We start from the raw sequence: 21,777 nt of genomic DNA, 5'->3' as shown, positions 1-21,777 counted from the left end.
CTGGCCCGGTACAGACCTGGCCAACGTGAGGAGTGCCGTGACCGGCCCGCTGAGCACCGTGATCCTCGCCGCGGGTGAGGGAACCCGCATGCGCTCGGACATTCCGAAGGTGCTGCATCCCATCGCAGGCAGGCCGCTCGTCGAGCACGCGGTGCGCGCGGCGGCCGGACTCGAGCCCGAACAGCTCGTCGTGGTCGTCGGCCACGGCCGCGAGGCGGTGACCGCCCGGCTCGCCGAGGTCGGCGAGAAACTCGGCAGGCCCGTCGGCACAGCCGTGCAGGAGAGCCAGAACGGCACGGGACACGCGGTGTCGTGCGCGCTGGACTCCCTTCCCTCCGGCCTCTCCGGCACCGTGCTCGTCACCTACGGCGATGTGCCGCTGCTGGACACCGCCGCGCTGAGGGCTCTGCTCGCGGAGCACGAGCGCGGCGCCAACGCGGTGACCGTGCTGACGTCGGTGGTCGCCGACCCGGCCGGCTACGGCCGGATCCTGCGCGACGCGAACGGCGAGGTGGCCGCGATCGTCGAGCAGAAGGACGCCGACGAGACCCAGCGCGCCATCCGCGAGATCAACTCCGGGGTCTACGCCTTCGACGCGGCCGTGCTCGCCGACGGGCTCTCGCGCCTGTCCACCGACAACGCGCAGGGTGAGCTCTACCTCACCGATGTGCTCGGCATCGCTCGCGACGACGGCAAGCATGTCGGCGCGCTCGTGGTCGACGACCCGTGGCTCACCGAGGGCGTCAACGACCGCGCGCAGCTCTCCGTGCTCGCGGCAGAGCTGAACCGGCGCGTCGTGCGCCGCTGGCAGCTCGAGGGCGTCACGGTGACCGACCCGGCGACCACGTGGCTCGACGCGGGGGTGACGCTCGGCCGCGACGTCGTGCTGGCGCCCGGTGTGCAGCTGCTCGGCGACACGACCGTCGGCCCTCGCAGCCACATCGGTCCCGACTCGACACTCACGAATGTGACTGTCGGTACGGAAGCGAACGTCGTCCGTACACATGGGAGCGACTCGCAGATCGGCGACGGCGCGTCCGTCGGTCCCTTCGCCTACCTGCGCCCGGGAACCCGGCTCGGGGTCAAGGGCAAGATCGGCACGTTCGTCGAGACGAAGAACGCCGACATCGGCACCGGCACAAAGGTCCCCCACCTGACCTACGTCGGGGATGCGACCATTGGCGAGTACAGCAACATCGGTGCCTCCAGTGTGTTCGTCAACTACGACGGCGTCACGAAGAGTCACACGACGATCGGCTCCCACGTGCGAACCGGATCGGACACGATGTTCGTCGCCCCGGTCGAGGTCGGAGACGGTGCGTACAGTGGCGCAGGCACGGTGATCCGGCGCAACGTGCCCCCAGGGGCGCTGGCGGTCTCCGGGTCACCACAACGGAATATCGAAGGCTGGGTGCCGAGGCGCAGGCCTGGCACTCCGGCGGCGGAGGCAGCGGAAAGAGCACTCGCCGCACAGCAGGAAACCGATACCGACGGGGAGTCGTCAGAATGAGCCCGAAGTCCGGCACACCGAAGAAGAACCTGATGCTCTTCTCCGGTCGTTCACACGTCGAACTGGCGGAAGAGGTCGCCAAGCACCTCAATGTGACGATCACCCCGCAGACGGTGCACACGTTCGCCAACGGCGAGATCTACGTGCGCTTCCAGGAGTCGGTGCGCGGCACGGACGCCTTCCTCATCCAGAGCTACCCGCCCCCCATCAACGAGTGGATCATGGAGCAGCTCGTCATGGTGGACGCGCTCAAGCGCGCGAGCGCCAAGCGCATCACCGTGATCATGCCGTTCTACCCGTACTCGCGGCAGGACAAGAAGCACAAGGGCCGCGAGCCGATCTCGGCGCGGCTCATCGCCGACCTGTTCAAGACCGCGGGCGCCGACCGGATCATGACCGTCGACCTGCACACCGCCCAGATCCAGGGCTTCTTCGACGGCCCGGTCGACCATCTGCTGGCGCAGACCGTGCTCGCCGACCACATCCGCGAGACCTACGGCGACGCCGACATCACGGTGGTCTCGCCGGACTCGGGCCGCGTGCGGCTGGCGGAGAAGTGGGCGCAGCAGCTCGGCGACCGGCCGATCGCGTTCATCCACAAGACCCGCGACCCCGACACTCCCAACCAGGCGGTCGCCAACCGCGTCGTCGGTGAGGTCCGCGGCAGGCTGTGCGTGCTGATCGACGACATGATCGACACCGGTGGCACCATCACCAAGGCCGCCGACGCGCTGCTGGAGGAGGGCGCGGCCGACGTGGTCATCGCCTCGACCCACGGCATCCTCTCCGACCCGGCCACCGAGCGGCTGGCCAACTGCAAGGCGCGCGAGGTGATCGTCACCAACACGCTGCCGATCCCGGACGAGAAGCGGTTCCCGAACCTGACCGTGCTCTCCATCGCGCCGCTGCTGGCCCGCGCGATCCAGGAGGTCTTCGAGGACGGCTCCGTCACGAGCCTCTTCGACGGCAGCGCCTGATCTCCACGAGCCACCCACGGTGAAGGGCACCTTTACTGCGTTCAACGCGGTAAAGGTGCCCTTCACTGCTGTCCGGGCGGCCGTGCGCTGTGCGCGAAAGGGGGCGCGGCAGCGGTGCCGGGCTCGCTAACGTGCGCAGGATGAGCGCACGGGGGTTCCGGTTCGGGGTCAGCTTTCCACTGGTCGGCGATCGCGCCGAGTGGATCGCCAAGTGCCGCAGGGCCGAGGAACTGGGCTACGACGTCCTCTCCGTTTCCGACCACCTCGGCGACGGCCGCTCCGATCCGCTCGGCGCCCTCGCGGTGGCGGCGGCCGTCACCGAACGCCCGCACGTCGCACCGTTCGTCCTCGATGTCCCTTTCTACAACGAGGCTCTGCTCGCCAGGCACGTCGCTACCGTCGCGAAGCTCGCGGGCGACGGCAGGCTCGAACTCGGGCTCGGCGCCGGGCACGTGAAGTCCGAGTTCGACGACGCGGGCCTGCCGTGGCTTCCCGCACGCGAACGCGTCGCGCAGCTCGCGCGGACCGTCACCGGACTGCGCCGCAGGCTCGGCGACGACCTGCCCCGGCTGCTGATCGCGGGCAACAGCGACGGAGTGCTCGGTCTCGCGGCAGCCGAGGCCGACACCGTGGGCTTCGGCGGCCTGCGCCAGATCAGGGGCGAGCCGTCGGGCACGCTCACGCTCGTCACCCCGGACGAGTTGTTCGAGCGCACCGAGTTCGTCCGAGCCCACGCGCGCGGACGCGATCCGGAGTTCAACCTGCTCATCCAGCACGTCGCCACCTCGGACGAACCGAGGGCCGAGATCGAGGCCTGGGCGGCACCCGTTCCCGGCCTGAAACCGGACGCGGACGAGTTGCTGCGGGCACCCCAACTGCTGGCCGGAACCACCGACGAGATCGCCGCGACGCTGCACGAGCGGCGCGAGCGCTACGGCTTCTCGTACGTCACCGTGTTCGAGCCCGCGCTGGAGTCCTTCGCGCCCGTCCTGCGCGCACTGGCCGGGGAGTGACAGCCCCGTAAAGAACCGGGGAAAGGCTCGACTACACTGTGCAGGTTGTCTCGGCGAGGCGGGCTCCGGAGCACCCGGTGTCCGACGTGATCGACGCGGCGGCTTGAGCGGCCACCCGTGTACGCGCACGTCGTGGAACTCGCCGCCGGACAGCCACCAGCACGCAGCAAGAGACCCCACCGCAAGGAGTGCATCCCCGTGTCCGAGGTACGTCTGACGGTCGAACCCCGCACCGAGTTCGGCAAGGGCGCGGCCCGCCGAACCCGCCGTTCCGGCAAGATCCCTGCGGTGCTGTACGGCCACGGCGTGGACCCGCGCCACCTGGCGCTGCCCGCCATCGACTTCGCCCGCGTGATCCGCGAGAACGGCCAGAACGCCGTACTCACGCTGAACGTCTCGGGTGCCGCCGACAAGGCCGAGAAGTCCACCGAGCTGGCGCTGACCAAGACGGTCACGATCCACCCGCTGAAGAACTACATCGAGCACGTCGACCTGCTGGTCGTGCGTCGCGGCGAGAAGGTCACCGTGGACGTGCCGATCGTCCTGACCGGCGACGCCGCCCCCGGCACCCTGGTGAACCAGGACGTCGACACCATCCAGGTCGAGGTCGATGCGCTGAAGATCCCCGAGCAGTTCGAGGTCTCGATCGAGGACGCCGAAGCCGGCGCCCAGGTCCTCGCAGGCCAGATCGCCCTGCCCGCGGGCGCGGAGCTCGTGACCGACGCCGAGGCGCTCGTGGTCGCGGTCAACGAGGCGCCGACCGAGGCCGCCATGGAGGCCGAGGTCGACACCGAGGGCGCCGGCGTGGTCGAGGACCAGCCGGACGCCGAGAGCCAGAACGGCGCGTAAGGCCACACCTGTGGAGCAAGATCTGCCAGGGGCCGGCGAGCAGGTACTGCTCGTCGGCCTCGGCAATCCGGGACCACGTTATGTCGGCAACCGGCACAACGTGGGTTTCCTGGTGCTCGACGAGCTCGCCGACCGCATCGGCGGCAAGTTCAAGGCGCACAAGGGCGGGGCCGAGGTGCTCGAAGGGCACCTCGCGGGGCGCCGGGTCGTACTGGCCAAGCCCCGCTCGTTCATGAACCTCTCCGGCGGCCCCGTCGCGAGCACCGCGCGCTTCTACAAGATCGCGCCGACCGGCGTCGTGGTGATCCACGACGAGCTGGACATCCCCTACGGCGCTCTCCGGCTCAAGCTCGGTGGCGGCGACAACGGCCACAATGGACTCCGCTCCATCACCAAGTCGCTGGGCACCAAGGAGTACTACCGGGTGCGATTCGGCGTCGGCCGTCCGCCCGGCCGGATGGATCCCGCCGACTACGTGCTCAAGGACTTCTCCACGATCGAGCGGCGCGAGCTCGCGCTGAACCTCGACAGCTGCGCCGACGCCGTCGAGGAGCTCGTCGGCAAGGGCCTGAACGCGGCGCAGAACGCCTTCCACGCAGGCTGACGGACAGTCGCCGTCGGTGACGAACCAGTCACTCGATGGCGTTGACGCATGCCCCTGGTCGAGTCGACAAACCTCCCAGGATCTTCCCGCTGCGATCGCGGACGGCTAGGACGGAATACGGGATGTGAGTTCCGACCGAGCCGAATCCAGGAGAGGCCCCAATGTCGTTCACGGCAAGCGACGTCCGCGACGTCGAGTTCAGCAACGCCCCCATCGGCCGCCGTGGCTACGCGAAGAACGAAGTGGACGAGTTCCTCCAGCGCATCGCGAAGACCCTCGCGAACGAGGACGACCTCACCGCCGCGGAGGTGCACCACGTGCAGTTCGGCAGGCCGCTGATCGGCAAGCGCGGCTACGACGAGCGCCAGGTGGACACCTTCCTCGACGAGGCAGAGGAGACGCTGGTGTCCCGCACGGGCGTCACCCCGGGTTCGCACCACGTGCCCGCCGCGCGGAGCAGCTCGCCCGCCATCGAACCCGCCAGGGAGTGCTAGATGGCGGTGTCGTCCTCGGACGCGAACGACATCCGGTTTCCGGAGGCCTCGTTCGGTGCGCGCGGGTACAACGAGGCACAGGTCGACGACTTCCTCGACCGCGTGGCCGCCACACTCGACGGTGAGGACGACCTGACCGCGGCCGAGGTGCACGACGTCGCGTTCAACCTGACGCCGCTCGGCAAGCGGGGCGGCTACGACCAGGCGGCGGTGGACACGTTCCTGCGCGCCGTGGAGAGCACGCTGGCGGCCAGAGCGGGTACGGCGCCGAGCGGCCCGTACATCGCCCCGGCGCTGGAGCACACGCACGCCCGCAAGCCGCTCTGGCGCCGCGCCCGCCGCTGACGACCCCGGTTGAGGTGAAGGGCACCTTCACTGCGTTGGATGCAGTAAAGGTGCCCTTCACCGCGTGTGCCGAGCACAGCTGCGACGGGCACGCCCGGGCCTGTCCGAATGCAGTGAAGGGCACCTTCCGTGCGTTCAATGCAGTAAAGGTGCCCTTCACCACGGTTAGGGGCTGGGTGCTAGGCGCGGGCGTCGATCTGCTCGCGGAATTGGACGGCCGTCGCGGCGCGCTTGACCTTGCCCGACGGCGTCTTCGGCAGGCTGCCCGAGGGCAGCACCACGACGGCGTAGGGCCGCGCGTCGACGGCGTCGCGCACGCGTGCGGCGACCTCCTTGGCCAGCCGCTGCTCCTCGGCGTCGTCACCGGCCAGTTTGGACTCCAGCACCACGGCGAAGCGCTCCCGCCTGGTGCCGGCGTCGATCCGCACGGCAACGGCGTTGCCAGCGCGCACGCCCTCGACGGAGCTCGCCGCGCGCTCGATGTCGGTCGGGTAGACGTTGCGCCCGCCGAGGATGATGACGTCCTTGCTGCGGCCACAGATGACGATCTGCCCGCCCTCGACCAGGTAGCCGAGGTCGCCCGTGGCGAACCAGCCCTCGGCGTTCTGCGTCGCCACGGGACCGTTCACGGTCAGGTAGCCGGGCGAGACCGCCTCGCCGCGCAGGCGGATCTCGCCCACCTGGCGCTCGCCGAGCACCGTGCCGTGCTCGTCGACGATCTCGGCCGTGAGCCCGTCCAGTGGCGGGCCGAGCACCGCGAAGCCGCGGACGGCGTCGGTGCCGCGGCGCGAGTCGCCGTCGGGCACCGGGACCGCCCGGTTCTCAGCCTCCAGCGGCCGCGCCTCGATCACGTCCACGGTCAGGCCGGTGAACAGCGGCGCGAACGACACCGCGAGCGTGGCCTCCGCGAGCCCGTAGGCGGGGAAGACGCACTCGGCGGGCATCTTGAACCGCGCGCCCGCGTCGGTGAACGTGGCGACCGCCGACGCGTCGATCGGCTCGGCGCCGTTGAGCGCGATGCGCAGGTCCGACAGGTCGTAGGCCGAGTCGTCGTCCACGCGCGCGAGCCTGCGGCCCACGATGGCGTAGGCGAAGTTCGGAGCCGCCGTGACCGTGCCGTGGTAGCGGCTGATCAGCTCGGGCCACAGCAGCGGTCCGCTGAGGAACTCGACGGGCGTGACCTTGACGAGCTCGACACCGAACGTCATCGGCAGGGTCAGGAAGCCGACCATGCCCATGTCGTGGAAGGTCGGCAGCCACGACACCATCACGTCGCGCGTGAAGTCCAGCTCGGCGCGGTCGACCATCGCGCGGATGTTGGAGTACAGGTTGCCGTGGGTGATCCGCACGGCCTTGGGCTCCGCGGTCGAACCACTGGTGAGCTGCAACAGCGCGAGCGCGTCCTCCGCCGTGGGCACCGGCTCGGCGATCGGCTCGGACTCCAGCAGGTTCTCGATCTTGCGGTAGTCGATGCCGTGCTCGGCGAGCACCGGCGCCAGCTGGTCGAACGGCTCACCCAGCACCACCAGGCGCGAGCCGATCATGTCCAGCACCTGCAACGTGTCGGCGGCCCACTGGGCGAGATCCGTGCGCGGGGTGGGCTGGTGCAGCATCGTGACGCTGCCGCCAGCCAGCCACGTGCCCTGCACCGTCGGCGCGATCAGCTCGGGAGCCGCGGCGAGCACGGCGACGGCGCTTCCCGGCTCCAGCCCCGCGGCGACCAGGCCGCCTCCGACCCGCCGGGCACGTTCGTGCACCTCGGACCATGTTCTGCGGACAGGCTCACTGGGTTCCCCCGTGACCATGCCCTGCTGCCGGCCAACCGCGTTCGCGGTGGCGGCCATCGTCTCCACGAACCGACTCATGGTCTGATTGAACACAGCGGCGCGTGGCGCCGCCACAGCGGGTGGCGGGAGGACGCCTACTCCACCGCCTCAGAGGTCTCTAGCCACTTCTGCTCCACCTCGTCCTTTTCGGCGAGCACCGTCTTCAGCTCACTGTTGAGCTCCATCAGGCGCTCGGGCTCGGTCGCAGCGGCGGCCAGCTTGTCGTGCAACGTGACCTCGCGCTTGTGCAACGCGTCGAGCTTGCGTTCCAGGCGCGAGAGCTCCTTGGTGATCGCGCGCCACTCCGCGGCGGAGACCTTGCCGTTGCCCGCGTTCGCCTGTTCGCCCGCGTCCACCTGCGAGCGGGCGGCCGAGGCGGCCTTGGGCAGGTCGGTACGCCGAGCGAGGTACTCGTCGATGCCGCCGGGCAGGTGGGTGATCCCGCCGTCGCCGAAGAGCGCGACCACGGTGTCGCACACGCGCTCCACGAGGTAGCGGTCGTGCGAGACCACCACGAGCGTGCCCGGCCACGAGTCGAGCAGGTCCTCCAGCTGCTGCAGGGTGTCGATGTCGAGGTCGTTCGTCGGCTCGTCGAGCAGCAGCACGTTCGGCTCGGCCATGAGCAGCCGCACGAGCTGGAGGCGACGCCGCTCGCCACCGGAGAGGTCGCCGACCGGCGTCCACTGGCGCGCGGGCGGGAACCCGAGCTTCTCGGCCAGCTGCGAGGCCGACAGTTCGTGCTTGCCGAGCGTGACCCTGCCCGCGACGGCCTCGACTGCCTGCAGCACCCGGAGATCGGCGGGCAGATCGTCGAGCTCCTGGCGCAGGTGCGCGAGCCGCACGGTCTTGCCCTCGATGCGCCTGCCCGTCTCCGGCTCCGACTCGCCTGCCAGCAGCCGCAGCAGCGTGGTCTTTCCGGAGCCGTTCACGCCGACGAGCCCGATGCGGTCACCCGGACCGATGCGCCACGTCACGTGGTCGAGCAGGGTGCGCTCCCCCGCGCTGAGCGTGGTGTCCTCCAGCTCCAGCACGGTCTTGCCGAGCCGGCGCTTGGCGAAGCTCAACAACTCGACGGAGTCGCGCGGCGGGGGCACGTCCGAGATCAGCGACTCGGCGGCCTCGACGCGGTACCGCGGCTTCGAGGTGCGGGCCTTGGCGCCGCGCTGGAGCCACGCTAGCTCCTTGCGCGCCAGGTTCTGCCGCTTCTCCTCGGCCGTCGCCGCGAGGCGGGCACGCTCGGCGCGGGCGTAGACCCAGTCCGCGTAGCCGCCCTCGTACTGCTCGACCTTGCCGCCGACGACCTCCCAGGTCCGCCCGCACACGGTGTCGAGGAACCACCGGTCGTGGGTCACGACCACGAGCGAGATCCGGCGGGCGAGCAGGTGCTCGGCGAGCCAGCGCACACCCTCGATGTCGAGGTGGTTGGTCGGCTCGTCGAGGACCACGAGATCCAGTTCGGCGACCAGCGCCGCCGCGAGCGCCACCCGGCGCCGCTCACCACCGGACAGCGTCGCGGTGGGCGTCTCCAGGCCGATCGCCGAGATCCCGAGTCCGTCCACAATGGAACGCACGCGGGCGTCGGCCGCCCACTCGTGCTCGGCGCCGTACTCCGCGAGCACGACGTCGCGCACGAGACTGCCCTCGGGCAGCGCCGTCCGCTGGGTGACCACGCGCATGCGCAGGTCCCGAACCCGGCTCACCCGCCCTGAATCGGGCTGCGCGTGACCCGCGAGCACCTCGAGCAGCGTGGTCTTGCCACCACCGTTGAGGCCGACGACGCCGATGCGCTCCCCCTCGCCGACGCCCAGTGAGACGCCGTCGAGCAGCGCGCGCTCGCCGTAGGACTTGCTGACAGATTCGACGTTGACCAAGTTGGCCATCCGTGGGGTAACCCTTCGCCGGAGGTGGGAGGTTAGGCGTGCACTTGAGGAGGGGTGGTGGGCCGGGGAGCGTCCTCGCCGCCGACGACCCTGGCGCCGGGAACCGGCCCGTGCGCGACCCGCGTCGTGCGGCAGACGCCCGCGCCAGCCAGTTCGGCCGCCACCTCGAGTGCGGATTCCGCGCTCTCGCAGACGAACGCGCACGTGGGGCCGGAGCCGGACACCGTGCCCGCGAGCGCACCGGCGTTGACTCCCGCCCGCAGTGTCCGGCGCAGCCCTGGCCGCAGCGAGACGGCCGCGGCCTGCAGGTCGTTGCCGAGCAGCAGGGCGAGCTGGCGCGGGTCACCGGAGGACAGGGCCTCGACCACGGGCGCGTGCGAGCCGACCCGGGGCGGGTCACCGTCGGCGCGCAGCCGGTCGAGCTCGCCGTAGACCTTCGGTGTGGACAACCCGCGCTGGTCGAAGGCCAGCACCCAGTGGAACTGGTGGCGCGACAGCACGGGAACCAGCTCCTCGCCGCGGCCGGTGCCGAGCGCGGTGCCACCGTAGAGCGCGAAAGGCACGTCACTGCCGAGTGTGGCGGCGACGTGGGAGAGCTCTTCCCTGCCGATCTCCAGCTTCCACAGCGCGCTCAGACCGACCAATGTGGCCGCGGCGTCGGCGCTGCCGCCCGCCATGCCACCTGCGACGGGAATGCCCTTGCGCAGCACCACCCGCACCTTGTCGGCCTCGTCCTCCCTGCCGACGTGGGCGGCGAGCGCGCGCACGGCGCGCATCGCGAGGTTGTCGCCATCGGTCGGGACGGACTTGGCACCCTCGCCGTAGACCTCGACCACGGGCTCCTCGGACGCGGCGACCGTGACCTCGTCGGTCAGCGACAACGCCTGGAAGATCGTGGTGAGCTCGTGGAAGCCGTCATCGCGCACGTCGCCGACCGAGAGATGCAGGTTGACCTTCGAAGGAACCCTCACGGTCACGGGCGGTGGTACGACGGCTAACACGCCTCAAGGGTACTTGGCGGGTTCACGGACGTGGCGCGACCAGCTCCAGCGCGACCTTGAGCGCGACCTCCGGCGGCGGTGCCGCCTCCGGGCCACCGAACATCGGGTTGATCCCGAGGACGAGTGCGACCAGCGCCAGCCGCGCCTTCAGCTCGGTGGCCGGGTCGTCGCCCTCGGCGCCGACGAGCTGGAAGAGCTCCCTGACCTTCTGGCCGAGCGGCATCATCACGCCGAACTTCTTGAGCGTCGGCACGTTCTGCTGGATGAACTGCATCTCGGAGCCGTACTCGTCGTTGACGAGCGAGGAGAACCGGCGCAGTACCTCCTCGGTCGTCTCGTGCGTGCGCGGCTGTGCGCTGCCCCAGTGCAGCAGCTCGTCGAAAGCGCCGACGAGTTTCTCGACGAGGCTGTGGACGATGTCCTCTTTGGTCTTGAAGTGGTAGTAGAGGGCGGCCTTGGTCACCTCGAGGCGCTCGGCGATCTCGCGCAGCGACGTCTTCTCGTAGCCGTGCTCGGCGAACAGCTCGAGCGCGACCTGCTGAATGCGCTCTCTGGTGTCGCTGCGCCGCCCTGCCATGTCATCCCTTCCTGAGACCACTCACAAACTTACTTGACGACCGACTAGTTAGCGCCTACGTTCTCATCGTACAAGCTAACTAGCCGACCGGTAAGCATTCTTTCTGCCGGACGCTCATCCGGCCGATCGGCCTCCACACGTTCTCACAAAGGGGCACTATGACCACGACCGCTCCCGCGCCTCCGGAGCACTCCACCAGCAGCCGCCGGTGGTGGGCACTCGCCGCCATCGGGCTCGCCCAGCTGCTGGTCATCATCGACATGACGATCATGACGATCGCGCTCCCCTCGGCCCAGCGGGAGCTGGGCATGTCCGACGCCACCCGCCAATGGGCGATCACCGGCTACACGGTGGCCTTCGGTGGTCTGCTGCTGCTCGGCGGGCGGCTGGCCGACCGGCTGGGACGCAAGAACACGCTGCTCGTCGGTGCCATCGGCTTCGCGCTCGCGTCCGCCATCGGCGGCGCGGCGACCAGCCCGACGATGCTGATCGCGGCGAGGGCGGGACAGGGCGTCTTCGCGGCGATACTCGCGCCGTCGACGATCTCGCTGCTCACCACCACGTTCACCGAGCCACGCGAGCGTGCCAGGGTCTTCGGGATCTTCAGCGCCATCATGATGTCGGGCGCGGCGCTGGGGCTCGTCGCGGGCGGAGCGCTGGCCGAATACCTCGACTGGCGCTGGTGCCTCTACGTCAACCTGCCGATCGCCACCGTGGCCGCGGTGCTGGGCGCGATCGTGCTGCCCAAGGTCGAGGGACACCGCGACACCCCGCTCGACTGGATCAGCGCGGTGATCGGCGGTGGGGCCATCGTGTCGCTGGTCTACGCGCTGTCGGAAGCCGCCGAACAGGGCTTTGGCTCGGGTCTCGTGCTCGGGCTGCTCGGAGCCTCGCTGGTGCTGGTGGTCGCCTTCGTGGCGAGGCAGGCGCGCGTGCGCGGCCCGCTGCTGCCGCTGAGCGTGGTGACGGAGCGCTCGCGCGCGGCGGCGTTCCTCGGCGTCGCGTTCGCGGCGTTCGGGATGTTCGGGATGTTTCTGTTCCTGACGTTCCAGCTGCAGGTGATCATGGGCTACGGCGCGTTCCTGGCCGGAGTGGCGTTCCTGCCGTTCGTGCTGGGCAACGTGGTGACCTCGACGCAGCTCACGAGCAGGCTCGCACCGCGAACCGGACCGAGGCCGCTGCTGGCGGGCGGGCTGCTGTTGCTGGCGGTGAGCATGGCGCTGCTGACCAGGCTGACCCCGGAGAGCTCCTTCGTCGGCCTGCTGCTGCCTGCCGAGATCCTGCTCGGCGCGGGCGCGGGTCTGGTGATGCCGACGGTCATCAACACGGCGACCCAGGGCGTGCGACCCAAGGACGCGGGCGTGACCTCGGCGTTCATCACGACCTCGCAGCAGGTCGGTGCCTCGCTGGGCACCGCGGCGCTGAACACGATCGCCGCCAGCGCGACGGCCTCGGTGGCCGTGGGCGGAGCCGCGGCGACGGTGCACGGCTACGCGACGGCGAGCGGCTGGGCTGCAGGAGTGCTGGCGGTGGGAGCCGTGGTGGCGGGCGTCCTGTACCGCCGCCCAGCACCCCAACCGACCACCCCGCAGGAAGCCCGCTAGCTCACCCCGAACGCGGTGAAGGGCACCTTTACCGCATTGAACGCAGTAAAGGTGCCCTTCACCGCAGTTGATGGCTCAGGCGGCGACGTTGCGCAGGCCGTACAGGGTGTGGGTGACGTGGGCGCCGCGCTCGGCGATCCACGCCAGCGCCGCGTCGGCCCGCTGGCCCCGGACGCCGAGCCGGAACCGCGCCACCGGCGTGTCGCCGAAGCGGGTCAGACCGCCGCCGATGGTCGCGAGCTCCACGTCGAAGCGGCCCGCGGCCTCGGGCAGCAGCGCGCCGACCGCCGCGAAGCCGACCAGCACCACGTCCACGGCCAGGTCGTACTGCGTCATCTGCGCCCTCGGCGTCTCGATCGACGGCAGCAGCTCGTTGGCGAGCTTGCTGCCGTGCTTGCCGAGCAGGCCGAGCACGTTGCCGCTCTCCACCACGGCGCCGCGGTCGAGCAGGGCGACGTCGTCGCACACGCGCCGAGCGACACCGGCGTCGGGCGTGGTCAGCAGCACTGTGGCGCCGAGCTCCGCACGCGCGCGGTCGAGGGTGGCCAGCACGGCGCCGGCGTCGTCGGCGTCGATGCCACCGGTCGGGTCGTCGGCCAGCAGCACCGACGGCCCGGCCGCGAGCGCCCTCGCGACGGCGACGCGCCGGCGCTGGCCCTCGGTCAGGTCGGCGGGCAGCTGCGAGGCCCGCCGGGTGAGACCGATCAGATCGAGCAGCGTGCCGACCCGGCCTCGCCGTTGCGGGCCGTCGACACCCAGTCGCTCCAGCGGTGCGGCCACGTTGCCCGCGACCGTGCGCTCGGACTGCAGCCTGGTGTCGACCACGCCGAGCTGGCGGCGCGCGTCACGCAGCTTGCGGCCGTCGAGGGTCGAGGTGTTGAGGCCGTCGAACCGCACGACTCCGCGGTCGGGCCGCTCCTGCAGCGCGACGCACCGGGCCAGGGTCGACTTGCCCGCGCCCGCGGGGCCGACGACGCCGTAGAGCGAACCCGCCTCCACGGCGAGGCTCACGTCGCGCAGCGCCACCACGGGCGCGCCGGTACTGCTGTTGGTGGGAAACGACTTGCTGACGTTTTCGACGGTGATCACGAAGGCTCCAAGGCAACTCGAGACACAGCGACGAGCCGTCCTGGTCGAGGACGGGCGCTGGTGCGGACGAGAAAGAGAAGAGAAAGAAGGACGATCAGGCGGCGACGGTGTGGCGGCAACACGCGCTGACGGTGCGGCGGCCCTGATCGACGACTCGGCGCCGGGTGAGCATTCGCGAGCGGTACACAGATCCTCCATCGCTCCTGGCGTTAGCACCTGCCCTCAAGGGGCGGTTGCTGCGACTTCGACGAGCCAGGTCTCTCGGTCGCTCGGGATGGATGCCCTAGAAGTACACCTGAACAGGTTGCGTGAACGCAAGCCGGTGGGTGCAGATCACACCTTTGCCGCAATAGCGGCGAACTGGTCGACGTCCAGCTGCTCGCCTCGCGTGCGGGGGTCGATACCGGCCGCTGTGAGCAGCTCGCCCGCACGCTCGGCCGAGCCCGCCCATGAGGCGAGCGCGGCGCGCAGAGTCTTGCGGCGTTGGGAGAACGCGGCGTCGACGAGCGCGAAGACCGCCGCCCGGTCGGCGTCGGAGCGCGGCTCACCGCGTTCGAACGACACTAGCGAGGAGTCGACGTTGGGCACGGGCCAGAACACCGTTCGCGGTACCGCGGCCACCTTGCGGGCCCTGCCGTACCAGGCCAGTTTCACGCTCGGCACGCCGTAGACGCGCCCGCCCGGGCCCGCGGCCATGCGGTCGGCCACCTCTGTCTGCACCATCACGAGCCCGCGCCGCAACGACGGCAGCTCGGCGAGCAGGTGCAGCACCACGGGAACGGCGACGTTGTAGGGCAGATTCGCCACGAGCGTGGTCGGCGCTTCGGGAAGCTGGTCGGCGCGCACCCGCATCGCGTCGGCGTCGAGCACGGTAAGCCGATCCGCCGCGGCAGGCGCGTGCTCACGCACGGTGCCGGGCAGGCGGCCAGCGAGCACGGGGTCGATCTCCACGGCCACCACGCGGGCGCCGGAGCCGAGCAGACCCAGAGTCAGCGAGCCGAGCCCCGGGCCGACCTCCAGCACCACGTCGTCGGCGTCGACCTCGGCGAGCTCCACGATGCGGCGCACCGTGTTGGGGTCGTGCACGAAGTTCTGGCCGAGCTTCTTCGTCGGCCGGACATCGAGCTCGCTCGCGAGGCCCCGGATTTCAGCAGGGCCGAGCAAGCCCGATGTCTTCGTCACCGGGTCAGTCTAGAACGGGCTACGACAGGCCCAGCTTGCCCGAGCAGTGTGGCCAGGCACCGTAGCCGCCGCGGTCGTCGCGAACCTGCGTGGCGATGGCGATCTGCTGCTCGCGGCTGGCTTCGTTCGGGTAGGCCGCGTACTGGCTGCCGCCGTAGGCGTCCCAGGTCTGCTTGTCGAACTGCAGGCCGCCGTAGTAGCCGTTCCCGGTGTTGATCGCCCAGTTGCCGGTGGACTCGCACTGCGCGAGCGAGTCCCACACGCCGGCGTCGGAGATCTCGGGCTGAGGCGGAGCCTTGGTGCCGACGCGAACGACGCGCTCCTCGGCCTCCTTGATCACCTTGCTGGAGAGCTCCTCGCGAGCGATCTCCTTGTCGTTCTCCTTGGTGATCCGGTAGGTGACGATCTCCTCGCCGGGAACGCCCTCTTCCTCGACGATCTCCTTGCCCTGCTCGAGCTCGGAGTCCTCGATGGTCCGGACCTCGGGGTCGATCGTCTCGGTCTCGTTGATCACGGAGACGCCGGTACGGCTGATGTTCACCGAGGCGCCGTCACGGATCTTGAACTCGAGACCGCCTTCGACCTTGTCGTCGGCGCCGAGCTGGAGGTTGAGCTCCTTGAGCAGCTCGTCCGCGGTGACCGCGTTGGTGGAGACCTCGCGCGGCTCGTTGCCGCCGTCGAAGAGCGTGATGTTCTTGAGGGTCTTGACCTCGAGGGTCATGCCGTCGAGCGGAACCTCGCCGCCGACCGGGGCGGAGAACCAGGTTCCCTGCTTGTTGAGGTCCTGGAGACCCAGCTGCTCCAGCGCCTCGGTGACCGTGGTGGCGCGAACCCAGGACTGGGTCTGCTCGCCGTCGACGATCATGTTCAGCTGGCGGCCACGCTCGAGCGTGATGACCCCGCCGTCGCCGACGGAGGCCTGCGGGGAGGGCGAGAGGGCGTCGTGCGCGCCGACCGAGATGCCGGCGTCCTCGAGCACCTCGCCGACGGTGCCGCCGAAGCTGCGGACCGTCTGGAGCTCGCCGTCGACGTCGAGGGTGACGCTCTTGTTCATGGCGAGCGCTGCCGCGCCTCCGCCGGTGAGCGTGATCATCACCGCGAGGACGGCGCCCTTGAGGAAGCGCTTCTTCCAGGTCTTGACCGCGGACACGAGCCCGTCCTCGGGCTCGTCCTGCGACTCGGCTGTGCGGTCGGCGCTCGCCGCGTCCGGGATGACGATCGGCGGGAGCATCGTGGTCTCGGCGTTGATCAGCCGGATGAGCTCGTCGACGTCGACGTTCGCCTCGGACATGAGGCTTTCGGCGTCGGGGCCGAGGGCTGCGATGACGTCGTCGTGAGTGACGCGAGGGTCGGAGGAGAACTCGAAGTCCTCGAAGTCACCGGGCCGCTCGAGCAGGGCCGTGGAGGCGCCGCCGGATCTCGGCGAGGCGTCGAGACCCGAATTGCTGCCAGTCACAGGGTCGATCCCTTTCGCGTAAGGCCAGGACTCCCGCAGTCAGCGTCGCCTTTCACACCCGGTGAGGCGTGTCCCCGACGAACACCGACGTGACTGTGGGCATGCCGAGTGGCAGTTCGAAAACAACCATCCGGCACGGTCACGGGACCGTAACGGAGTCCGAGAGGTTGTGCAAATACCCCTTGGAGTGTCGTGAGGTTCGTCACTCCGCCGGTCGACGTACGCCCGTTCACGAATGTCGCAGTCCGTTCAACTCGATGTGACAGAGGGCAGTCGGAAAACGCGTTCTGCGTTGGCGCGCACGGCATTCGCGACGTCCTCGACACTTTCTCCGCGCAGGTCAGCGAGGCCCGAAACCGTGTACGCGGCGCAGTACGGTTCGTTGGGCCTTCCCCGGAACGGATGCGGCGTGAGGAACGGCGCGTCGGTCTCCACGAGGTACTGCTCCGAGGGGACCAGTCGCGCCGCCTCGTGCAGCGCGCGGGCGTTGCGGAACGTCACGGTGCCCGCGAACGAGAGCACGTAGCCCGCCGCGACACAGCGGCGAGCCATGTCGGCGTCACCGGAAAAGCAGTGGAACACCACGGTGTCCGGCGCGCCCTCCTCGTCGAGCACGCGCAGCACGTCGTCGTGGGCCTCGCGGTCGTGGATCATCAGCGGCTTGCCGAGCCGCTTGGCGAGGTCGATGTGCCAGCGAAACGCCTCCTGCTGCGCGGCGGGCGGCGAGTAGTCCCAGTAGTAGTCGAGCCCGGTCTCACCGACCGCCACCACGCGCTCCCCGCGCGCGAGGCGCTCCACTTCGGACCGTTCGGTCTCGCCGAAGTCCTTGGTGCGCGTGGGATGGATGGCCACGGCGGCGAACACGCGCTCGTCCCACGTGGACGCCTCGGCGGCCCAGCGCGCGGCGGCGAGGTCGTCGGCGACGGTCACCACGCGCTCGATCCCGGCCGCTTCGGCACGCGCGAGGACCACGGAAAGCTCAGCGGGCGAGGTGACCCCGCAGGCGTCCAGGTGCGTGTGCGAGTCGATCGCCGGTGCCGGAAGACGCTCCGGCACCGGCGGGGCCTCACGACTCAATGGGAGCCCACTCCGGACCCGTCTCACCGAGCTTCGCGTCGAGCTTCGCGAACAGCGGGGTCGGCTTGGCCAGCGGACGGCCCGCCTCGATCGGCACCGACTCCCAGCGCGCCTGCTCGCTCGCGTAGTCACCGGTGAGGATCGGGTTGGTCCGGCCCGCGATGTCGAGGTCCTCGACGTCCTTGAGCTCAGGCTGCGCCGCCCACACGCCCGTCCCGCCGAGCGCCTCGTGCACCTTCTGCGCCGCGTGCGGCAGGAACGGCGTCAGCATGGTGTTGGCGTCGGAGACGACCTGCAGCGCCGTGTGCAGCACGGTGTCGCGCCGCTCAGGGTCGTCCTTGAGCTTCCACGGCTCCTGGTCGGACAGGTACCGGTTGGCCGCCGACACCACGCGCATGGCCTCTCCCGCCGCCTGCTTGAATCGCGAGCGGCCCAGGTGCCCACCGACCGTGTCGAACGCCGCCCTGGACAGCGCCTTGAGGTCCTCGTCGGCCTGCTGCGGCGTGTTCGGCGTCGGCACCCCGCCGTTGTTCTTGTGCGCCATGGAGATCGAGCGGTTGACCAGGTTGCCCCACTCGTTGGCGAGCTCGAAGTTGGTGCGCCGCACGAACTCGTCCCACGTGAAGTCGGTGTCCTGGGTCTCGGGGCCCGCGACGCTGATGAAGTAGCGCAGCGTGTCAGGACCGAACTCGCGCAGGAAGTCGTTGACGTAGATGACGGTGCCGCGCGAGGTGGAGAACTTGGAGCCGCTCATCGTGAGGAACTCGCTGGACACGATCTCGCCGGGCAGCGAGAGCCTGCCGTAGGGACCCACCTCGCCGCCGTGGTCGCCCTCGCCGTTGTGCCCGAGCAGGAACGTGGGCCACAGCTGTGCGTGGAACGTGATGTTGTCCTTGCCCATGAAGTAGTAGGACCGCGCGTCGGGGTTGGTCCACCACTCCTGCCACGCGTCCGGGTTGCCAGAGCGGCGCGCCCACTCGACGCTGGCGGAGAAGTAGCCGATCACGGCGTCGAACCACACGTAGAACCGTTTGAGCGGCTGGTCGCGCCAGCGGTCGAGCGGGACCTTGACGCCCCAGTCGAGGTCGCGCGTGATGGGCCGCGGCCGCATGTCCTCGACGAGGTTGCGGGTGAAGTTCAGGACGTTAGGCCGCCAGTCGGTCTTGGTCGACAGCCACTTGCCCAGCGACTCGGTGAACGCGGGCAGGTCGATGAACAGGTGCTCGGTCTCGACGAACTTCGGCGTCTCGCCGTTGATCCGCGAGCGGGGCTTGATCAGCTCGGCTGCGTCGAGCTGGTTGCCGCAGTTGTCGCACTGGTCGCCACGCGCGCCGTCGTAGCCGCAGATCGGGCACGTGCCCTCGATGTAGCGGTCGGGCAGCGTGCGACCGGTCGACGGGCTCACCGCGCCGGTGGTGGTGCGCGGCACGACGTAGCCGTTGCGGTGCAGCGCCAGGAAGATCTCCTGCACCACCGCCGCGTGGTTGCCGGTGGTGGTCCTGGTGAACAGGTCGTAGCTGAGCCCGAGCCCGCGCAGGTCCTCGCCGATCTGGCGGGTGTACTTGTCGGCGGTCTGCTGCGGCGTCAGGCCTTCCTTGTCGGCCTGCACGAGGATCGGGGTGCCGTGTTCGTCGGTCCCCGACACCATGAGCACGCGGTTGCCGGCCATTCGCTGGTAACGGGAGAAGACGTCCGACGGGACTCCGAAACCGGAAACGTGGCCGATGTGGCGGGGACCGTTGGCGTAGGGCCAGGCCACCGCGGTCAACACAGGGGTGCTCATACCCGATTAGCCTACGGATGGCGTCCCAGTGATTTTCGCCAGGGAGTGGAGGCGGGGCCGGTGTCCGCGACTCGGTTGCTGGTGCTCGGTGTCGTGCGGATGTACGGCAGCGCACACGGCTACCAGGTGCGACGTGAGCTGCTGTCGTGGTCGGCCGACAAGTGGGCCAACGTGGCGCCCGGCTCGATCTACCACGCGCTCAAGAAGATGGCGGACGAGCAACTGCTGGAGCAGGTGCGCACCGAGGCGACCGGCGCGGGCCCCGACCGCGTCGCGTACCGGCTGACCGACGAGGGCGAGGCGGAGTTCACCCGGCGGCTCCACCAGTTGCTGAGCGAGGTCAAGGACGACGTCAACGGCAACCCCGGCTTCCTCGCCGCGGTCGCGTTCCTGCCCGCGCTCGAGCGCGAACGCGCGATCGGCCTGCTCAAGTACCGGCTCACGCAGCTCAAGGGCAACGAGGCGAACATGGCCGGACTGCTGGAGCACGGCACGCAGTGGGGGCAGCCGCAGCACGTCAACGCCCTGTACCGGTTGTGGCAGGCGCAGCTGGCCACTGCCGTGGAGTGGACGGCCGACCTCGTGGAGCGGCTGCGTTCCGGCGAGTACGTGATGGCCGACGAGGGACCGTCGTTCGGTGAGCCGGGGCCGCACAGCCCGGCAAGACTGTAATCAAATTTGACTAGCGAGCGATCTCTCCTGCAGAGTTCCCGTGACCCGGTAGTCAAATTTGAATAGGAGAATTCATGATCACCGCACGCGGCCTGGCGAGGCGGTTCACCGCCCGCGGCCGCACCGTCGACGCCGTGAAGGGCGTGGACCTGGACGTGGCCGAGGGGGAGCTCGTCGGCTTCCTCGGCCCCAACGGCGCGGGCAAGACCACGACCCTGCGCATGCTCACGACGCTGCTGCGCCCCACCTCGGGCGAGGCGACCGTGGGCGGCTGCGACCTGTTGCAGGACCCGGTCGGCGTGCGCAGGCACATCGGCTACGTCGCGCAGGGCGGCGGCACCGCACCCGAATGCCGGGTGCACGAGGAGATCGAACTCCAGGGCAGGCTCTACGGACTGTCCAAAGCCGACTCCATCCGACGCGGCGCCGAACTCACCGAGCAGCTCGACCTCGCCGGGCTCGACCAGCGGCTCACCAAGACGCTCTCCGGAGGCCAGCGGCGCAGGCTCGACATCGCGCTCGGGCTCATCCACGCCCCGAGGCTCGTCTTCTTCGACGAGCCGACCACCGGACTGGACCCGCAGAGCAGGGCGAACCTGTGGGAGCACATCCGCGACCTCCGCGCCGAGCACGGCGTGACGCTGTTCCTCACCACCCACTACCTCGACGAGGCCGACTCGCTCTGCGACCGCATCCTCGTGATCGACAACGGCGAGATCGTGGCCGAGGGCAGCCCCGACTCGCTCAAGGCGAGCGTCTCCGGCGACCGCGTCGTCGTCGGCGTCGCCGAGGACTCGGCCTCGGCCGCGGCCGAGGCCGCGGGCAGGCTCGAGGGCGCGCACGAGGTGACGGTGACCGGCGAGGGCGTGCGGTTCCGGGTCCCGAGGGGCGACACCGCGATGCCCGAACTACTGCGCGCGCTCGACGCCGCCGGCATCCCGATGCTCTCGATGCAGGTGCAGCGGCCGACGCTCGACGACGTGTTCCTGACCATGACCGGCCGCTCGCTGCGCGACGCCGAGGCCGCACCGGCCGGGGAGGCCGCCCATGTCGCGTGACATCTGGCTGATCTTCCGGCGCGATCTCTCGCTGTCGATGCGCAACCCGGCCTGGATCATGATCGGCATCATGCAGCCGGTGCTGTACCTGGTGCTGTTCGGGCCGCTCATGGAACGGGTCGTCAGCAACACGCCGGGCTTTCCTCCCGGCAGCAGCTGGACGATCCTCACCCCGGCGCTCATCATCCAGCTCGCGCTGTTCGGCTCGTCCTTCTCCGGGTTCGGGCTGCTCGCCGAGTTCCGCAGCGGCGTGCTGGAACGGCTGCGGGTGACTCCGGCCAGCCGCGTGGCGCTGCTGCTGGGCAAGGTGCTCAACAACGCACTGCAGACCGTGCTGCAGGCGATCCTCATCATCGTGCTGGCGTTTCTCGTGTTCGACCTCGATGCGCCGTTCGGCGGCATCGTGCTGAGCCTCGTGATCGTGGGCCTGACCTCGACGGCGCTGGCCTCGGCGTCCTACGCGCTGGCGCTCACGATCAGGAACGAACAGGCGTTTCCCGCGCTGCTCAACGCCGTGCTCATGCCGGTGCTGCTGCTCTCGGGCATCCTGCTGCCGATCACCACCGGGCTCGCGCCCGACTGGCTGTACGCGATCTCGCGCATCAACCCGTTCACACACATCGTCGACGCGGAGCGCGCCAGCTTCAGGGGCGACGTGACGATGGACGCGCTGTTCACCGGCTGCGTCGTGCTGGTGGTGCTCACCTCGGTGACGGTGTTCTGGGGCGCCAGGACGTTCCGGAGGGAGAACGCCTGAGTTCACCGGAGTCCCCGCCCGCA

General features: G+C 69.9%; 20 protein-coding genes and 1 riboswitch. Of the genes, 11 read left to right on the top strand and 9 right to left on the bottom strand.

Going from position 1 to position 21,777, the window contains the following annotated elements; translation table 11 throughout:
* Positions 1–37 precede the first annotated feature (37 nt).
* From glmU to JHE00_RS14535, 7 genes are all read left to right on the top strand, one after another.
* Positions 38–1,510 (top strand): bifunctional UDP-N-acetylglucosamine diphosphorylase/glucosamine-1-phosphate N-acetyltransferase GlmU, encoded by a 1,473-nt coding sequence (gene glmU / locus JHE00_RS14565; RefSeq protein ID WP_200318592.1) that lies wholly within the window; start codon positions 38–40, stop codon positions 1,508–1,510.
* On the top strand, positions 1,507–2,487 hold the full coding sequence (locus tag JHE00_RS14560) for a ribose-phosphate diphosphokinase (protein ID WP_200318591.1): 981 nt from the start codon (positions 1,507–1,509) through the stop codon (positions 2,485–2,487). Before glmU ends, JHE00_RS14560 begins: the two co-directional genes overlap by 4 nt.
* Before the next feature lie 140 nt (positions 2,488–2,627).
* The gene (locus JHE00_RS14555; protein ID WP_200318590.1) at positions 2,628–3,500 is read left to right on the top strand and encodes a TIGR03621 family F420-dependent LLM class oxidoreductase; all 873 of its coding nucleotides are present in this window, start codon (positions 2,628–2,630) and stop codon (positions 3,498–3,500) included.
* A gap of 198 nt (positions 3,501–3,698) precedes the next feature.
* Positions 3,699–4,349, top strand: a complete 651-nt coding sequence (locus tag JHE00_RS14550) for a 50S ribosomal protein L25/general stress protein Ctc (protein ID WP_200318589.1) — start codon at positions 3,699–3,701, stop codon at positions 4,347–4,349.
* A 10-nt stretch (positions 4,350–4,359) separates the two neighbouring features.
* Positions 4,360–4,953 carry an aminoacyl-tRNA hydrolase gene (gene pth / locus JHE00_RS14545; protein ID WP_200318588.1) on the top strand — a complete coding sequence of 198 codons (594 nt, stop codon included), beginning with the start codon at positions 4,360–4,362 and terminating at the stop codon, positions 4,951–4,953.
* Between the two features lie 161 nt (positions 4,954–5,114).
* Positions 5,115–5,447, top strand: coding sequence for a DivIVA domain-containing protein (locus JHE00_RS14540; RefSeq protein ID WP_200318587.1), 333 nt, complete (start codon positions 5,115–5,117; stop codon positions 5,445–5,447).
* Positions 5,448–5,792, top strand: a complete 345-nt coding sequence (locus JHE00_RS14535) for a DivIVA domain-containing protein (RefSeq protein WP_200318586.1) — start codon at positions 5,448–5,450, stop codon at positions 5,790–5,792.
* A 179-nt stretch (positions 5,793–5,971) separates the two neighbouring features.
* Here the strand turns inward: JHE00_RS14535 and JHE00_RS14530 are convergent, their stop codons facing one another.
* The 4 genes from JHE00_RS14530 to JHE00_RS14515 are packed head-to-tail and all read right to left on the bottom strand — an operon-like array spanning position 5,972 to position 11,076.
* Positions 5,972–7,657, bottom strand: coding sequence for a fatty acyl-AMP ligase (locus JHE00_RS14530; protein ID WP_200318585.1), 1,686 nt, complete (start codon positions 7,655–7,657; stop codon positions 5,972–5,974).
* A gap of 56 nt (positions 7,658–7,713) precedes the next feature.
* Positions 7,714–9,498 (bottom strand): ABC-F family ATP-binding cassette domain-containing protein, encoded by a 1,785-nt coding sequence (locus JHE00_RS14525; protein ID WP_200318584.1) that lies wholly within the window; start codon positions 9,496–9,498, stop codon positions 7,714–7,716.
* Positions 9,499–9,530: 32 nt separating this feature from the next.
* Positions 9,531–10,499: a 4-(cytidine 5'-diphospho)-2-C-methyl-D-erythritol kinase gene (locus tag JHE00_RS14520; protein ID WP_200318583.1), complete on the bottom strand. Its 969-nt coding sequence runs from the start codon at positions 10,497–10,499 to the stop codon at positions 9,531–9,533.
* Positions 10,500–10,521: 22 nt separating this feature from the next.
* On the bottom strand, positions 10,522–11,076 hold the full coding sequence (locus JHE00_RS14515; protein ID WP_200318582.1) for a TetR/AcrR family transcriptional regulator: 555 nt from the start codon (positions 11,074–11,076) through the stop codon (positions 10,522–10,524).
* A 158-nt stretch (positions 11,077–11,234) separates the two neighbouring features.
* Here JHE00_RS14515 and JHE00_RS14510 point away from each other — a divergent pair, with 158 nt between their 5' ends.
* Positions 11,235–12,680, top strand: a complete 1,446-nt coding sequence (locus tag JHE00_RS14510) for an MFS transporter (protein WP_200318581.1) — start codon at positions 11,235–11,237, stop codon at positions 12,678–12,680.
* A gap of 75 nt (positions 12,681–12,755) precedes the next feature.
* On the opposite strand, the gene JHE00_RS14505 is transcribed toward JHE00_RS14510, so the two are convergent.
* The 5 genes from JHE00_RS14505 to metG all read right to left on the bottom strand — a co-directional run bounded on the left by JHE00_RS14505 (position 12,756) and on the right by metG (position 19,267).
* Complete coding sequence (locus JHE00_RS14505) at positions 12,756–13,769, bottom strand: methionine ABC transporter ATP-binding protein (RefSeq protein WP_200318580.1); 1,014 nt, start codon at positions 13,767–13,769, stop codon at positions 12,756–12,758.
* 191 nt (positions 13,770–13,960) lie between these two features.
* Positions 13,961–14,050: riboswitch (SAM riboswitch) on the bottom strand.
* 52 nt (positions 14,051–14,102) lie between these two features.
* Complete coding sequence (gene rsmA / locus JHE00_RS14500) at positions 14,103–14,951, bottom strand: 16S rRNA (adenine(1518)-N(6)/adenine(1519)-N(6))-dimethyltransferase RsmA (RefSeq protein WP_200318579.1); 849 nt, start codon at positions 14,949–14,951, stop codon at positions 14,103–14,105.
* A gap of 19 nt (positions 14,952–14,970) precedes the next feature.
* Positions 14,971–16,347, bottom strand: coding sequence for a resuscitation-promoting factor (locus JHE00_RS14495; RefSeq protein WP_230424371.1), 1,377 nt, complete (start codon positions 16,345–16,347; stop codon positions 14,971–14,973).
* A gap of 309 nt (positions 16,348–16,656) precedes the next feature.
* A complete protein-coding gene (locus JHE00_RS14490; RefSeq protein ID WP_307831942.1) occupies positions 16,657–17,463 on the bottom strand; it encodes a TatD family hydrolase in 807 nt (268 codons plus the stop codon).
* Positions 17,464–17,473: 10 nt separating this feature from the next.
* Positions 17,474–19,267 (bottom strand): methionine--tRNA ligase, encoded by a 1,794-nt coding sequence (gene metG / locus JHE00_RS14485; protein WP_200318577.1) that lies wholly within the window; start codon positions 19,265–19,267, stop codon positions 17,474–17,476.
* 60 nt (positions 19,268–19,327) lie between these two features.
* Here metG and JHE00_RS14480 point away from each other — a divergent pair, with 60 nt between their 5' ends.
* The 3 genes from JHE00_RS14480 (at position 19,328) to JHE00_RS14470 (ending at position 21,754) form a co-directional block, all read left to right on the top strand.
* Positions 19,328–19,939 carry a PadR family transcriptional regulator gene (locus JHE00_RS14480; protein ID WP_200318576.1) on the top strand — a complete coding sequence of 204 codons (612 nt, stop codon included), beginning with the start codon at positions 19,328–19,330 and terminating at the stop codon, positions 19,937–19,939.
* A 74-nt stretch (positions 19,940–20,013) separates the two neighbouring features.
* Entirely contained in the window at positions 20,014–20,997 is a 984-nt protein-coding gene (locus JHE00_RS14475) for an ATP-binding cassette domain-containing protein (protein WP_200318575.1), read from the top strand.
* The gene (locus JHE00_RS14470) at positions 20,987–21,754 is read left to right on the top strand and encodes an ABC transporter permease (RefSeq protein ID WP_200318574.1); all 768 of its coding nucleotides are present in this window, start codon (positions 20,987–20,989) and stop codon (positions 21,752–21,754) included. Before JHE00_RS14475 ends, JHE00_RS14470 begins: the two co-directional genes overlap by 11 nt.
* Positions 21,755–21,777: the final 23 nt, after the last annotated feature.

The organism is Prauserella cavernicola (genome assembly GCF_016595675.1).
Classification (GTDB): Bacteria; Actinomycetota; Actinomycetes; order Mycobacteriales; family Pseudonocardiaceae; genus Prauserella_A; species Prauserella_A cavernicola.
The sequence above is the reverse complement of the archived record's forward strand: the minus strand, read 5'-3'. Positions and strand labels throughout refer to the sequence as shown.

Coding starts and splice junctions, on each gene's coding strand:
- JHE00_RS14560 (WP_200318591.1), top strand. CDS start 1,507: ATGAGCCCGAAGTCCGGCACACCGAAGAAGAACCTGATGCTCTTCTCC.
- JHE00_RS14555 (WP_200318590.1), top strand. CDS start 2,628: ATGAGCGCACGGGGGTTCCGGTTCGGGGTCAGCTTTCCACTGGTCGGC.
- JHE00_RS14540 (WP_200318587.1), top strand. CDS start 5,115: ATGTCGTTCACGGCAAGCGACGTCCGCGACGTCGAGTTCAGCAACGCC.
- JHE00_RS14535 (WP_200318586.1), top strand. CDS start 5,448: ATGGCGGTGTCGTCCTCGGACGCGAACGACATCCGGTTTCCGGAGGCC.
- JHE00_RS14530 (WP_200318585.1), bottom strand. CDS start 7,657: ATGAGTCGGTTCGTGGAGACGATGGCCGCCACCGCGAACGCGGTTGGC.
- JHE00_RS14525 (WP_200318584.1), bottom strand. CDS start 9,498: ATGGCCAACTTGGTCAACGTCGAATCTGTCAGCAAGTCCTACGGCGAG.
- JHE00_RS14515 (WP_200318582.1), bottom strand. CDS start 11,076: ATGGCAGGGCGGCGCAGCGACACCAGAGAGCGCATTCAGCAGGTCGCG.
- JHE00_RS14510 (WP_200318581.1), top strand. CDS start 11,235: ATGACCACGACCGCTCCCGCGCCTCCGGAGCACTCCACCAGCAGCCGC.
- metG (WP_200318577.1), bottom strand. CDS start 19,267: ATGAGCACCCCTGTGTTGACCGCGGTGGCCTGGCCCTACGCCAACGGT.
- JHE00_RS14475 (WP_200318575.1), top strand. CDS start 20,014: ATGATCACCGCACGCGGCCTGGCGAGGCGGTTCACCGCCCGCGGCCGC.
- JHE00_RS14470 (WP_200318574.1), top strand. CDS start 20,987: ATGTCGCGTGACATCTGGCTGATCTTCCGGCGCGATCTCTCGCTGTCG.